The sequence below is a fragment of the Planctomycetota bacterium genome, assembly GCA_018242585.1.
Classification (GTDB): Bacteria; Planctomycetota; Planctomycetia; order Pirellulales; family PNKZ01; genus JAFEBQ01.
The window spans coordinates 1-14,067 of the sequence record JAFEBQ010000006.1 but is presented as its reverse complement, the minus strand read 5'-3'; the positions used below and the strand labels follow the sequence as shown (position 1 = coordinate 14,067).

Annotated in this window: 11 protein-coding genes and 1 pseudogene; 7 read left to right on the top strand and 5 right to left on the bottom strand. The window is 63.8% G+C overall.

The genetic code is table 11. The features are described 5' to 3' along the window. The first annotated feature begins 408 nt into the window (after positions 1 to 408). Together JSS27_03000 and JSS27_02995 are read left to right on the top strand one after the other, a co-directional pair. Positions 409 to 588, top strand: a pseudogene (locus JSS27_03000) (hypothetical protein). Positions 589 to 883: 295 nt separating this feature from the next. Continuing rightward, positions 884 to 1,459 carry a hypothetical protein gene (locus JSS27_02995; GenBank protein MBS0207899.1) on the top strand — a complete coding sequence of 192 codons (576 nt, stop codon included), beginning with the start codon at positions 884 to 886 and terminating at the stop codon, positions 1,457 to 1,459. Positions 1,460 to 1,548: 89 nt separating this feature from the next. On the opposite strand, the gene JSS27_02990 is transcribed toward JSS27_02995, so the two are convergent. Then, positions 1,549 to 2,793, bottom strand: a complete 1,245-nt coding sequence (locus JSS27_02990; GenBank protein ID MBS0207898.1) for a hypothetical protein — start codon at positions 2,791 to 2,793, stop codon at positions 1,549 to 1,551. Between the two features lie 377 nt (positions 2,794 to 3,170). Here JSS27_02990 and JSS27_02985 point away from each other — a divergent pair, with 377 nt between their 5' ends. Together JSS27_02985 and JSS27_02980 are read left to right on the top strand one after the other, a co-directional pair. After that, on the top strand, positions 3,171 to 4,838 hold the full coding sequence (locus JSS27_02985; protein ID MBS0207897.1) for a DUF1549 domain-containing protein: 1,668 nt from the start codon (positions 3,171 to 3,173) through the stop codon (positions 4,836 to 4,838). Then, on the top strand, positions 4,826 to 6,133 hold the full coding sequence (locus JSS27_02980) for a DUF1501 domain-containing protein (GenBank protein ID MBS0207896.1): 1,308 nt from the start codon (positions 4,826 to 4,828) through the stop codon (positions 6,131 to 6,133). Before JSS27_02985 ends, JSS27_02980 begins: the two co-directional genes overlap by 13 nt. 201 nt (positions 6,134 to 6,334) lie before the next feature. On the opposite strand, the gene JSS27_02975 is transcribed toward JSS27_02980, so the two are convergent. Continuing rightward, the gene (locus JSS27_02975) at positions 6,335 to 7,018 is read right to left on the bottom strand and encodes a class I SAM-dependent methyltransferase (GenBank protein ID MBS0207895.1); all 684 of its coding nucleotides are present in this window, start codon (positions 7,016 to 7,018) and stop codon (positions 6,335 to 6,337) included. A 418-nt stretch (positions 7,019 to 7,436) separates the two neighbouring features. Here JSS27_02975 and JSS27_02970 point away from each other — a divergent pair, with 418 nt between their 5' ends. Then, positions 7,437 to 7,649 (top strand): hypothetical protein, encoded by a 213-nt coding sequence (locus tag JSS27_02970; protein ID MBS0207894.1) that lies wholly within the window; start codon positions 7,437 to 7,439, stop codon positions 7,647 to 7,649. Between the two features lie 171 nt (positions 7,650 to 7,820). Next, positions 7,821 to 8,195, top strand: a complete 375-nt coding sequence (locus tag JSS27_02965; protein MBS0207893.1) for a sulfurtransferase — start codon at positions 7,821 to 7,823, stop codon at positions 8,193 to 8,195. A 263-nt stretch (positions 8,196 to 8,458) separates the two neighbouring features. On the opposite strand, the gene JSS27_02960 is transcribed toward JSS27_02965, so the two are convergent. The 3 genes from JSS27_02960 to vsr all read right to left on the bottom strand — a co-directional run bounded on the left by JSS27_02960 (position 8,459) and on the right by vsr (position 13,621). Further along, positions 8,459 to 10,384: a hypothetical protein gene (locus tag JSS27_02960; GenBank protein MBS0207892.1), complete on the bottom strand. Its 1,926-nt coding sequence runs from the start codon at positions 10,382 to 10,384 to the stop codon at positions 8,459 to 8,461. A gap of 412 nt (positions 10,385 to 10,796) precedes the next feature. After that, on the bottom strand, positions 10,797 to 12,749 hold the full coding sequence (acs, locus tag JSS27_02955; GenBank protein MBS0207891.1) for an acetate--CoA ligase: 1,953 nt from the start codon (positions 12,747 to 12,749) through the stop codon (positions 10,797 to 10,799). 458 nt (positions 12,750 to 13,207) lie between these two features. Next, positions 13,208 to 13,621: a DNA mismatch endonuclease Vsr gene (vsr, locus tag JSS27_02950; GenBank protein MBS0207890.1), complete on the bottom strand. Its 414-nt coding sequence runs from the start codon at positions 13,619 to 13,621 to the stop codon at positions 13,208 to 13,210. 97 nt (positions 13,622 to 13,718) lie between these two features. On the opposite strand from vsr, the gene JSS27_02945 reads away from it, so the two are divergent. Beyond that, the gene (locus JSS27_02945; protein ID MBS0207889.1) at positions 13,719 to 13,922 is read left to right on the top strand and encodes a hypothetical protein; all 204 of its coding nucleotides are present in this window, start codon (positions 13,719 to 13,721) and stop codon (positions 13,920 to 13,922) included. The last annotated feature ends 145 nt before the right edge of the window (positions 13,923 to 14,067 follow it).

Below are 14,067 nucleotides of genomic sequence, written 5' to 3'. Positions count from 1 at the left end.
CTGGCAGGGCCGCAGGCCCGCCACGACCGACCGTTGGGCTAACGGCACGGTCAGCCGTCAAAATAATCAACTATCGGTCGTCGCTGGCGTCGGCGGGGCAGTTCCTACCACCGTGCCAATTGACGACGTTTCGTCATCGATCGGGGTAGTTCATGGTACGGGCTGGCGCGAAGCCGCGCCCCTGGGCACGTACCGCACCCCTGCGGCGACACTGAAACCATCATGCCCGACACCGCGACACAACTCGCTTATTCGCCGGCCATTGCGGCCCTGATCGACGCGGCTCCGGCCGACGACGTGGGGCACGGCGCGCCGAACGAGGCCGCGCGGGCTCGGCTGGCGGCGCTGGACGACGCCACCATGTGGCCCGGCCGGCGCGTGACCGATCGCGAGCTGGCTCAGGCGTGCCGGTCGGCCCTCTGGCTGCGGCATCACTTTCTCAACGAGTCGCACCAGATCAGCCAGGACATCGCCACCGCGACCGGCAGCTTCTGGCACGGCATCATGCACCGCCGCGAAGGGGACTTTGGCAACGCGAAATACTGGTTCCATCGTGTGGGGCGGCACCCGGTGCTCGGCTCGCTGGCTGCTACGCTACGCGGACAATCAACCGACGCGGACGATGCGGCGGTAATCGAGCGATTGACTGTGGGCGGAAGTTGGGATTGCGACCGATTTGTGGATCTGTGCGAAGCGACGATCCGCCGGCGTGGCAACGCCACGGCACTCTGCTTGAAATTGCAAGACGCCGAGTGGCGCGAGCTGTTCGACTATTGTTACCGCGCGGCAGTTTCCCCTTAACAACCATCTGGGACGTTCGCCATTTGCAGCGAACCCGACGCCAACTCAATACATCATTCCGAGACGCCACGAGTAACCGATCATGCCATTCCAGTTCTACTGTCCGCAGGGACACCTGTTGCAGGGTGACGAATCACAGATGGGGCAGCAAAGCCAGTGCCCGATGTGCGGCTCGATGTTCGTGATCCCGGTGATGCAAGGGGCCGGCTACGGTCAGCCTGGGATGCAACCTGGTATGCAGCCCGGTGGATTCACGCCGCCGGGAGTGTTCCCAGGCATGCAACCGGCCCAGCAGCAAGCGCCGGCGGCCCCCGCGCCGCAACAGCAAGCGCCGCCCCCCGAACCACCCAAGCCGGCCGAGCCCGAAAAGCCGCCCGAGCCGCAGATCGTCCGCATTCCCTGTCCGAACGGGCACGTGCTGGAAACGCCGTCCGACATGTTCGGCCAGCAAGCGCTTTGCCCGTATTGCAACGTGCAATTCGAGCTACGGTTCGAGGACAGCCAGGAATACAAGCATCAACAGGCCGATGAGAAGCGCCGCAAGGAAGAAGATTTCAACGCGGCGTTGTTGAAGTGGTCGATTCGCATCGCCATCTTCGTGGGCGTGATGTTCGTCGGCATGTTCATCTACATGATGGTCAAAGGCGGGGGAGAGTGATGTTTTGTCAGTTGTCCGTGGTCAGTTGTCAGTTGCATGCTAGTGGCGTGGTCTTCAACAACTGACCACGGACTACTGACCACGGACGATTAGTACTCAAACGCCAGAAACGGCACTGGCACCAGGAACGGGTGCTGGGCGTAGATGCTCACCACGCCGTACCAGGACGTGAACTGCGTCAGATACACGATCAACGTGTAAGCCGCCACGATTGGCAACATGCCGACCCGCGCCAGTTGGCGAATGAAAAAGTTGCGCGGGTGCTCGCGCCGCGCCGCTCGGGCCAAGGCCCAGCCGGTAATGAATCGCGCCGGCCAATTGAAGACGACAAAGACCAGGCACGCCAGCCAGGCCGCGTCGGCCGGGATCATCTCGACCTTGGTCAGATAGAGCGGAATCGCCAGGGCCAGCGTCAGCAACAACGCCAGCACAAACATCACTGGCGCGCGCACGAACAGCCGTCGCGTGCGACGAATCTCGAACATCGCGCCAAAGCGATTCTCGGCGGCGAACCGCGCTTGCACGAACGGCAAGTACAACAGCACGATGCCGAACAGAATGCCCCCCAGCACGCCCAGCGCCGGTAGCTTGCGCCCCAGAACCAGGATCGTGACCGGGATGAACAGCCAAATGATTCCCCCCAGCGCCCCGCGCGCACCCAGCCACAGATAATAGGGCAGCCGCAGGCTTTCGAGAAATGCGCAGGTCGTGTCGCGCGCCGTGCGATAGGTCGCCAGCGGATGACTCAGCACCTCGCGAATGATCCGCAAGGTGCGAATCGGCGCGGGCCAGAGGAAGTTGCGCACCCGGCCGCCGCGCCACATGGCGCTGAGGAAATGAATCACCCCCAGCACGGCCATCGCCACCAGCAGCCAGGTGAGCAGGGCGTCGCGCGAACCGCCGGTGTCGATCAGCCGCGCGCTGCGCGCGAACATTCGCAACATGACCAGCGGCGCGAGCAACAACGCCAGACCGAACGCGATGCCCCCCATCCGTGCGCCCTGGTCGATGCCGACCCAACCGTCGCGCAACCGTCCGGTTCGTGCCACACGCCCGCAAACTTCAAGCAGATAGCCCAGGCTGGCAAACTGCAGGATCGGCACCCAGGAAATCACAGCCAGGGCCAGGACCAGTGACAGGACGCCAAAGCACCAGGTCGTGGCCCGATAAATCCCCCGGCCGACGCGCCGGAAAATCCCCGGCCGCGCGGCGGGAACATCGTTGTTCACGAGCGACTCCGCCGCCGGCGCGCCAGCGTCGGTCCCCACCTCGATGGGCGTAAGAGGTGCGTCAATCGGCAATTCCTGGGCGATCACCACGTCGTCGGAAAGCATTGAAACTTATCAGGTTAATGTGAGCTCACTCAAACGCGGAAAGCGGCGAGTCGAGCAATGAAAACGCTGGCGGGATTGCGTCTGCCGGGCCGTCGAGCGTCATCGGCGCCTAACACCGCAACCTGACATTCATACCCCGCCGGAGCTTACCCAGTTTCTGGACAAATTACGAAGTTTTTCCAGTACCATCGAAGGTATAGCCAGAAGCAGGAACCTGCGGCCGCTCCCGCGGCGGTTCGACCAGCTCGCGAAACGTGGCGGCCTGGCCGCATCGCGGGGAGCGGCGTTGTTCCTAGGATGGTTCTTACCTCGTATGGCTTGTAATCAAGTCGCAGCTTTTTCCTGCCTTCTGTCCGCTTGATTAAGGCGATTGTCGCATGCCCGCCACGCTGAAGCGAAATCTGGTCTTCCTGGCCGTGGTGGCGGGCGGCGTGTTGGCGTGCGTGGTGATCTTGTCGCCGGCCATCCGGCCGTTGCGCCAGGAACGAAACGCCGCCGAGCGGATGTTGGCGCCCGACATTCAAACGTCGGTCGATCGGCTAAACAAAGTCTTCGAGGAGCGCTGGCGCAAGCAAGGCGTCGAGCCAGCTCCGCCGGCGGGCGAATCGACCGTGGTGCGCCGGCTGGCGCTCGCGCTGATGGGCACGATCCCGTCGCTCGAAGAACTGCGTCAGCTCGATCAGCAACCCAAAGACCGGCGCGTGGACGTCTACCTGGCCAAAGTGCTGGACGATCGACGCTTCAATGACTATCTGGCCGAGCGGCTGGCCCGCGCGTTTGTCGGCACCAAGGACGGCGTGTTCATCGCCTATCGCCGGCGACGGTTCGTGGCCTGGCTGAGCGACGAGCTGCGCGAGCGCCGACCGTACGACCAGACGATCCGCCGCATGCTCACGGTCGAAGGCTATGGCACCGACGAACCGGCCGCTAACTTCATCATCGCCAGCATGAGGCCCGACATGGGCTCGCCCAAGCCCGAGCCGACCGAGTTGGCGTCGCGCGTGGCGCGAGGGATGTTGGCTGCGCGGATCGATTGCGCCGAGTGTCACGATCACCCCTTTGAGCCGTGGAAGCAGGCCGACTTTCAATCGCTGGCCGCTTTCTTTGGCCAGACCGCGTTCCAGGGGGTCAAGGGCCTGCACAATGTCGAACGCCCTTACGAGGTCGAAGATCGCGTGACCGGCAAGATGTTGACGATCGCGCCCCGCGCGCCCTATCTGGACGACGACCGGCCCAAGAACGGCTGGTCGCGCGAGCAATTGGCCGCCTGGGTCACGGCACCCAAGAATGAGCGCTTTGCCCAGGCGATCGTCAACCGTATTTGGGCGTTGATGTTCGGCCAAGGATTGGTCGAGCCAATCGATGACATCCGCAGCGGCCAGGCAATTCAGCCGGCGCTCAAGCTGTTGGCCGACGACTTCCGCGAGCACGACTACGACATTCACCGGCTGATCCAGGTGATCGCTCTCAGCCGGCCGTTCCGGCTTGACAGCCGCGGCACCGACGACGGCCCGCCGGTGTCGAACGACGACGCCACTCCGCCGCCAACGGCCCCGGCGATGGACGAGAACTTTGCCATCTTCCCGCTGTCGCGACTGCGCCCCGAGCAAGTCGCGGGCAGCCTGGTGCAATGCGCCTCGGTCACCACGCTCAACGCGAAAACGTCGCTGGTGTTTCGCGTGGCCCGGCTGGTCGACACGGGCAATTTCGTCCGCGCTTATGGCGACCTGGGCGAAGAAGAAATGCAAGACCGGAGCGGGACCATCCCGCAGCAATTGCTGCTGATGAACGGAGGAGTGGTAAAGAACAAAACGCAGCGCAATCCGGTGCTGAACACCTGCTCGCAGATCGCCATGTTCGCCACCAGCGATGAAAACGCGGTCGAATTGGTCTTTTACACCACGCTCTCGCGGCCACCGACACTGGCCGAGCGCGACTACTTTGTCGACCGCTTGAAGAACCGCCATCGCGTCAGCCGGGACGACCGGATTGGGGACATCGCCTGGACACTGATCAACTCGACGGAGTTCTCATGGAACCACTAGTCGCGCACCTGCCCTCGCCACGGCGACCAAGCTGGGCTTCGCAACTGACCGATCGGCGGATGGTGTTGAAGGCCGCCGGCCTGGCGGCTGGTTCGTGGCTGACGCCGCTGGCCGAGTTGCTGGCTCGCGAAGAAACGGCTCGACCTGGACAGCCGGCCCAGTCGGTGATCCTGCTGTGGATGGCCGGCGGGCCGAGCCAGCTCGAAACCTTCGATCCTCACCCCGGCAAGGATATTGCCGGCGAGTCAAAGGCGATCGATACCGCGCTCAAGGGCGTGAAGCTTGGCGCAGGTCTCGAACGTCTGGCCGAGAAGCTGCCGCTGGTCACCCTGGTGCGCAACGTGGTCAGCAAGGAAGGGGACCACGAGCGCGGCGCGCACACCGTGAAGACCGGCTATCGCCCCGACCCGACGCTGGTCCATCCATCGATCGGCGCGATTTGCTGTCACCAGCTTCCGGTCGGCCACACCGAAATCCCGCGGCACATCTCGATTCAGCCCGATCGGTTCGTCGGCCGCGGCGGCTACCTGGGGAACCAGTATGACGCCTTTCAGGTTTATGACCCGAAGGATCGTTTACCCGACATCAAGGCTCGCGTCAGCGACGAGCGGCACGCCGAGCGACTGGAAGACTTGAAGATCGTCGAGTCGACCTTCGCACGCGGCCGCCAGCGTCAGGTACAGGGCACCCTACACGGGCATCAGCAAGCCGAGGCCCGCAAGATCATGACCTCGGAGCAGCTCAAAGCGTTCGAGATCGAGCATGAGCCAGCCGAGTTGCGAACCGCGTATGGCGACTCGCCGTTTGGGCGCGGCTGTCTGGCGGCGCGACGCCTGATCGAAGTTGGCGTCCGCTGCGTCGAAGTGACGCTGTCGGGCTGGGACACGCACACCGAGAATCTGGCAGGTTGCGAAGTGCAGAACGCCAAGCTCGACCCGGCGATTTCGACGCTGCTCGAAGACCTGAAGACGCGCGGCCTGCTCGATAGCACGATCGTCATTTGCGCCGGCGAGTTCGGCCGCACGCCGATCATCAATCGGCTGGCCGGGCGCGATCACTGGCCGCACGGGTTCAGCATGCTGCTGGCCGGCGGTCGATTGCCGCGCGGCCTGGTCCTGGGCGAAACCGACCCCGAGGGGGCCAAGGTCACGTGGGAGCAAGGAACGCCGATCGCCGACATTCACGCCACGCTGCTGACGGCAATGGGCATCAACCCCGCGCTCGAATTGATGACCCCCGTTGGCCGGCCGATGAAGCTCAGCGAAGGAACGCCGGTCTCGCGCTTGCTCGGGTAGTGCGGCAGCCTTCCGCGCGGCGCAAAACCCTTCTCCCCCGGGGAGAAGGTGGTGAGCGCAGCGAACCGGATGAGGGTCCACGTGGCCCGATGTTAACGCATTCTATTCGGTCGACGTTGACCCTCTTCCGGCCTATCGGCCACCTTCTCCCGGCGGGAGAAGGGCTAGCGCGCGCCGCGTGATGATGGATAACACAAAGCGTCACTCCGCGCTCTTCTCCGGCTCCCAGCTCTCGTCTCGTTCGAACCACATCAGGTGTTGCCAGGGGAGCTTGTCGTACTGCTCGGCCAGCTTGAAGCCGTTGGCCGGGTACTCCTTCAGAATCTGCTCCTTGCTCATCTTGTGTTCGAGCTTGATCGGCACCTCGGGGTCTTCCAGGCGGAACTCGACCAGCGCCACGCGCCCCTTGGGCTTCAAGCAATTGCGCATGGCCCGCAGCATCAGCTCGGGATAGGCGAACTCGTGATACACGTCGACCAACAGAAACAGGTCGACCGATCCGGCGGGTAGCTTTGGATCGACCAGGTTGCCCAGCACGGGCTTGACGTTCACGACGCGCTCTTGCTTGGTCCGCGCGCGCAATAGCGTCAGCATCTCGGGCTGAATGTCGACGGCGTAGACGGTGCCGCGCTCGCCGACCAGCTTAGCCAACGGCAAGGTGTAAAACCCATTGCCGCAACCCATGTCGCAGACGGTTTGCCCGGCCGCCACTTGCAGTGCCCTGAGCAGTCGCTGGCAATCTTCTTCTTGCTCCCGGGTGTCGCGCAGCAGCCAGTCGGCCCCGTGATAACTCATGGCGGGCGCAATCACCCGGCCCAGGTAGTGCGTCTGGCGCGGGGGAATCCGCTCGGCGGCAAACAGCGCCGAGCTCCCGGGCCTCGCCAAGTTCAACAGCAACACCGTCGACAGCCAGACGGTCCAACAAAGCGCCGCAATCCACTGCCGCCGAGGCCGGCACGTTCCCGTCGTCGATCTCAGCCTGAACGTCGCGATCCAGAGTCGGTGCCATGACGAAACTCTCATGCAAAAAGTTTCCATGTCGCACAAATCGACGCCCACCGCCCGAGGGGCGACCCGAGCAGAATTGCGATGTCCATGAGCTGAGGGTCGCCGAGCGCTGCTCAGCATAACGCGCCGCCGACCGAAAGGCGAAAACTTGTTGTCCAGCGAATCTCGGGACATCGGCGATTCCCGCGAATCTCGCGGGAATCGCCGAGTTTTTTTCGCAAAAAAGTTGTCCGCTCGCGAGACCTGCATAGAATTCGGCTGGAACGACCCAATTCCGTCGAAAGGATCTGCTGTCATGACCGATTTGGAACTTGCCACCACGGAACAAATAGTTCAGGAGCTGGCACGGCGGCCAATTCGTTTCGTCCTGGTAGCGGCCTTTACCGACGGCCAAGATCGCAACACGGGCCTCTTGGGGCACAGCCCCGATCTGGAAGGCGAAGAGGCGCTGTACATGCTGCACCGCGCCGAGGACTTTTTCGTCGACCCTTCGACGCGCGACGAGTGAACGTACGGGGAGCCTTGCGTGGCTCGCTGCCAGCCTCTAGCCCCTGGCAGCGAGCCCGCTCCTCTCCGGCGGCTCATGCGACGTTTCACCTGGCGCTGGTATGATCCTCGGTATTGTTTTTTCCTTGGCGGCACGCTTTCCCGTCGTCGAGTTCCCCGCGTCGAGGGTGTCATGGCCAAGCACGCTCCTGGCTTTTTGAAGCTGGTCGAAGCAGCGCGAAAGCAGATTCGCGAAGTGACCACCGAGCAGATCGCCGCGCGATTGGCGCGGGGCGACGAGTTCGTGCTGCTCGACGTGCGCGAGGATCACGAGTGGCAGGCCGGGCATCTGCCCGCCGCGCGTCACCTGGGGCGCGGCATTCTCGAGCGCGACGTCGAGGCACAGTTTCCCGATCCGCACACCGAGTTGGTGTTGTACTGCGGCGGGGGTTATCGCTCGGCCCTGGCAGCGCACAGCCTGCAACAAATGGGCTATGACAACGTCTGGTCACTGGCCGGCGGATTCCGCGACTGGCGCGACGCCGGGCGACACGTCGTGACCGAGTGAATGTACGCCTCACCGCGCACTATTCGTCACATCAGGCAATCTTTCGCGACGCTTCCACAAGCCCAGGGATCCCACCCCCTGGGTTCCGAGCAAGTACAAACTTCGTGTCGGATGGCCCGGCCGCTTGCCGGCCGGGTTACGAAGTAACAAGAAAAAATGAACGGTGCGAGCGCTGCACACAACATTCTTCTTGTCGCTAACGCGACTCGGCCGCAAGCGGCCGAGCCACCCCAAGCCAAGCCTTTAACAGCGTTTGCGCCGCATCACGGCTCGCGCGGCGCTGGCTTGTCGCTCGGTGATGGCGCGGGAGGATTCGGCGCTGCCGGTGGCGGAGTCGCGCCGCTCGGGGCGGGCGTACCTGGCGCGGGGGTCGTGCCCGGCGTTGGCTCGGCCGGCTTGGTCAATTCATTCAGCGCCCGGTCGAGCGCTCCGCGCAGCAAGCGCCGCGCCGGCCGCGCGTTCGGCGGAGGCGGCGGCAACAGTCCGTTCCCCCCCGGCGGAGCCGGCTGAACTGGTGTCGCGGCATTGGGGGACGCCGCTCCATTGGTGGCCGGCGGCGGGTTGGCGGCCGCCTCGCGGGCGCGACGCTCGCGGCGCAGGCGCATCAGATCCTGGAACATATCGGCCGCCATGCCGGGCAGATCAGGCTTTGCCGGGTCGGTGGCATTGCCAGGCTGTCCCGCGGCCGGCGGTGTCGCGGCGGTTCCCTCGGCGGGCTTCGGCAGTTCGGGCTTCGGCGCCGCGGGCGTAGCGGCAGGCTTGGCCGGCGCAGGAGGCGCGGACGTCGACGCACCCGGCCCAGGCAGCGGCGCCGGCGGTGTCGCCGGAACGCTGGAATTCGCCGGAGCGGGCAGGTTCGGGATCGTCGGACCATTGGGAGCGGGCGGGTTAGGAACCGGCGGCGCTTCGATCGCCGGCCCAGGCGCTGGCAGCGGCGATGGTTGAGTCCCCGAGGCTTGTTGGATCGCGCCGAAGATGCCTTCGATCCGCTTGCCCAGATTGTTCGGCCGATCGGACCCGCGCAACTCGGACAGCGCCGACATCGCGGCCCCCAGGGCCGAGCGGCCGATGACCTCGGCGTCGATCTGTGGCTTTTGCAACGTGCCGCGAACCGGAATCACCAGCGGCTGGGACGCCAGCCCGCGCAGCGCCGGTCGCGCGGCCAGCGTGGCTTCGGAAAGTCGCAAGTGGACCTCGGCCACAATGTCGAGCGACTGGTCCATGCCGACCGAGCCGCGGGTGCGGATCCTGATGTTCTCGGAGCCGAGTTCGAGCCCCTCGTGATACATGCGACCTTTCTCGAGCCGGAACTCGATCAGGTCTTCGCGCGTCAGCGCCATGCGCTCGGGGACGCCGACGAACGACGTGACCGCCTGCACCACCGGGCCGGGGCCGATGTCCAGCGAGTGAATCTTCATCCGGCCGCTGAGCGTGGCCTGCTCGGGCCGGCCGATGGGGAAGCGCGCGCCGTCGAGTTCCAGCGTCACCCGGCCGTCGGTTCGCAACACGCCCGCCACCGGCGGCGCGATGTACTTGAGCACGTCGTGACACAACTCGGGCGAGACATCGAAATGGTCGAACACGCGCGTCGGTTCGACGACGATCGTGGCCGGTCGATCCTCGGCGCGGTTGCCACCGATCAGGTTCACGGCGGTCGACATGTCGAGCACGGCCCAGCGCTGTTCATCTTGGGCGCCGCACCAGGTGATTTTCAGTTTGTCGACGATCAGCTTGGCGCTGGTCGGATTCCAAGCCGCGTCCTTCCCTTGGTCCGGATCGGCAGGTTTGACCAGGTGCGGGAACATGTCACGGATGTTGTTCCGTTCGGGGGTCGCCACCACGTGCAGCTCGGGGGACACGACGCGGATCGTTCCCAGATCGTGCCGGTCGAGGGCCAAATTGCCCAGCGAGCGTTCGGTGTCGATGCGACCGATCGCGGCGAACGGGCGGTGTTCCTCGTCGGTCAGCCGCAGCCCCGCCAGCCCCGTCGGCCGCCACCAGCTCAGTTCCAGGTCATCGAGCGCGACGTTGCCGCGCATGCGTCCTTGGGCCAGTTCGAGCACCCAATTCAGGACGGGGGGATTCGAGAGGATCCAGGGGGCCAGTACCACCAGTGCCAGTAGGGTTGCCAGCAACAGCGTCACCCGAGTCGACCAGCGGGACAGAGTTCCAGGCCGGTTGGCGCTCATGGCAGATTCGCTCCTGGCAGATACCTTGTCACACGAACAGAATAGACGAGGCCCGGGCCGCTAGAGCGCTTCTCAAATCACTGTAGCCAGCGTGTCTACCAAGCCGGTGGCTTTGCCACCGACTCTCGGCGGCAGAGCCGCCGGCTTGGGTAAGCAAGCGATCCATGCTTCTGAGAACTGCTCTAGCTCCCCGGGGGCCACTTCATTGTACCGGTCGGCCAGCGCCAAGTCAGGGCAGCTAGCAGGACGGCAATGTGGTCCCATCTAACCGAGGACAAGCCGCCAAGCGCGGCGTGTTAGCCGACTTGCCAGTTGGACTTAGGCCGCTGCGCCCGCTTGTTCGCGTGGGCGCTTTTGCCCACGACGACGGATATTGAAATGGATATCCGAGAGGGTGAGACCCTTCAGGCAACTATTCCTCGTCGCTGCGAAGTTTCGCCAGCACGGCGTAATCTTCCAGCGTGGTCGTGTCGCCGACGGTTTCCTTGCCGGCGGCAATGTCGCGCAGCAAGCGGCGCATGATCTTGCCCGAGCGCGTCTTGGGCAGCGCCGTGGTGAACCTTACATCGTCCGGCTGGGCCAGCGCGCCGATCTCTTTGCGGACGTGCGCCTTGAGTTCTTTCTTGAGCGCGTCGTTCGCCTCGCCTGATTTCAGCACGACGAACACCGCGACGGCTTCCCCCTTGATGTCGTCGGGGCGGCCGACCGCGGCGGCTTCGGCCACTTTGGGGTGGCTGACCAGCGCGCTTTCGATCTCGATCGTGCTCAGCCGGTGACCCGAGACGTTCAGCACGTCGTCGATCCGCCCCATGATCCAGTAATAGCCGTCGCTGTCGCAGCGGGCCGCGTCGCCGGCCAGGTAGCAACCCTTGATCTTGCTCCAATAGGCTTCCTTGAAGCGGGCGTCGTCCCCCCAGATGCCCCGCAGCATGCCCGGCCAGGGCTTGGTCATCACCAGCCAGCCGCCGTTGCCCGGTTCGACCGGACTACCCGTCTCGTCGACAATGGCCGGCACAATGCCCGGCAGCGGCTTGGTGCAACTTCCCGGCTTGGTGGGAATGGCCCCGGGCAGCGGGCTCATCATGATGCCGCCCGTCTCGGTCTGCCACCAGGTATCGACAATCGGGCAGCGCTCGGCGCCGATCTTCTTGTGGTACCACATCCACGCTTCAGGATTGATCCCTTCGCCCACCGTGCCCAGCAGACGCAGACTCGACAGGTCGTGCTTGTCAACGTGCTGGTCGCCCCACTTGATAAAGGCGCGGATCGCCGTCGGCGCGGTATAGAAAATCGTCACGCGATACTTTTCGATCAGTTGCCAGAACCGGCTTTCATCGGGGCAGTTCGGCGCCCCTTCGTACATCAACATCGTCGCGCCGGCGGCCAGCGGGCCATAGGTGATGTAGCTGTGCCCGGTGATCCAGCCGCAGTCGGCCGTACACCAGTACACGTCGTCGTCGCGCAGATCGAACACCCACTCAGTCGTCTTCTTGGTGTATAGGGTGTAGCCCGCCGTGGTGTGCTTGATCCCCTTGGGTTTGCCGGTCGAGCCGCTCGTATAAAGAATGAACAGCGGGGCTTCGCTGTCCATCGGCGTGGCCGGGCAATGAGGCGAGGCGTGGTGAATCAAATCCTGCCACCAGAAGTCGCGCCCTTCCTGCATATCGCACTCGCACCCAGTCCGCCGCAGCACAATGCACTTGGTCACGCCCGGCGACTTTTTCAGGGCTTCGTCGACGTTCCGCTTCAACGGCACTTGCGTGCCGCGCCGCCAGCCGGCGTCGGCCGTCAGGATCAGCTTGGCCCCGGCGTCGTTGTTGCGGTCGGCGATCGCTTCGCTCGAAAAGCCGCCGAAGATCACCGAGTGAACCGCGCCGATCCGCGCGCAGGCCAACATGGCGATCACCAACTCGGGCACCATCGGCATGTAAATCGACACCACATCGCCGGGCTTGATCCCTTGCGCCTTCAGCACGTTGGCGAAGCGACTGACTTCGTAGTGCAGTTGCTGGTAGGTCAGCGTGCGGGCGTCGCCCGGTTCCCCTTCCCAGATCAGCGCCGCCTTGTTGCGGTGCGCCGTGGCCAGGTGCTTGTCCAGACAGTTGTACGCGGCGTTGGTCTGCCCGCCGACGAACCAGTGGGCGAACGGCTCCTTCCATTCGAGCACCTTGCTGTAAGGCTTGAACCAGTGCAGCTCGCCGGCCATCTTGCCCCAGAACTTTTCCACGTCGGCGGCGGCCTCGTCCCACAACGCCTGGTAAGCGGCCATCGAGCCGATCTTGGCGCTCTTGGCGAACTCGGGCGTGGGCGGGAAGAGCCGCGATTCTTGCATGACGTTGACGATTTGATTGGCGGCCTGGGACATGGAGACCTCGGGGAAGTGCGGAGTGCTGAGTGATGATTGATGAATGCGAGATGCTTAATTACAGCGATGCGGAAACGATGAACGTGAAACGATGAACGATAAACGGCGGAAAGGGATGTTGATGCTTAGTTTGTGCTGACGACGGACCTTGGTGACGCGGACGTGTTTTTTCTCCCCTCGCCCCTTGTGGGAGAGGGGTGGGGGGTAAACGGCTTTCAGTGCGCGCGACGTCGCTCAACAAACCTTTAGCCCCCGGTCAATGACCGGGGGCCATCGATGTCGTAACAGGGTAGCACCGACAACTGGTTGTCGGTGTCGCGCAGCGACCAGAGGGAATCGAACACACGGTCATCCCCCAGGACGCGGCAGCCCCCTGTTATAACTCGCCGCGCACGGCGATTCCACGGCCCGCGTTCCAGGCCGGCCGAGGGGCGAAGCGGGCGAAAGTTTACCGATTTTCAGGCCGCCAGAAAGCCCGCCAACCCCCGCGAGAGCCGCGCCCGCACCACCGCCCGCGTTTGGCACTCCCAGACGACAAGCACGTCCCAGCCCGCTCGCCGAAGGGCTCTGCGCACGCGCCGGTCGCGGTCGGCGTTCCGTTGCAACTTGGCGGCCCAATAGCCGCGCCGTGATGAGGGGACGCGGCACCAACGGCACCCGTGAAGATGCCAGAAGCATCCGCTGACGTTGATGATCTTGCGCAGCCGTGGAAAGACGAGGTCAGGCGTGCCGGGCAACGCCCCGACGTGCAGGCGATAACGATACCCGAGCGAATGAACGAGCCGGCGGACGATCAATTCTGGTGTGGTGTCCTTCGACTTCACCGCCGCCATGATGCGGGAACGCTCGGCTTTGGTGAAGGTGTCGGTCATTTCAGGACGCGAATGCTTCCAATTTGGGAGCAAAAGTCAGATTCGGTACACTTCGCGCTCAGCTAACGCACTCACTCGTTGCTAGGAAGGACATCAAATGAACGCCAAGCAAATCAAACGACTCAAAAAACACTTTCTGTCTTGGAGCGGAGGAAATCCTCCGGAATCTGACGACGAGATCACCGTATACGTTGATTATGGCAAGTCGAAAGAATTCGACTACGAGGAGACGCGGAACGTGCTATACGAATGGATGCTTGGACACCCGGAACCCAAGATTTTCGGCATGCCAATCCGCTGAGCGTCAAATGTTAGGAGGAATATCGATCAGAAGCGACTTGTCGAACTCAACCAGATCGACACGCTTATTGTAAAGCTCCAAAAGCGATCGAAAGCCGGACTTGAATAATGTATCGCCGTCGTAGTCAGCAACCACCGGCAGAGCC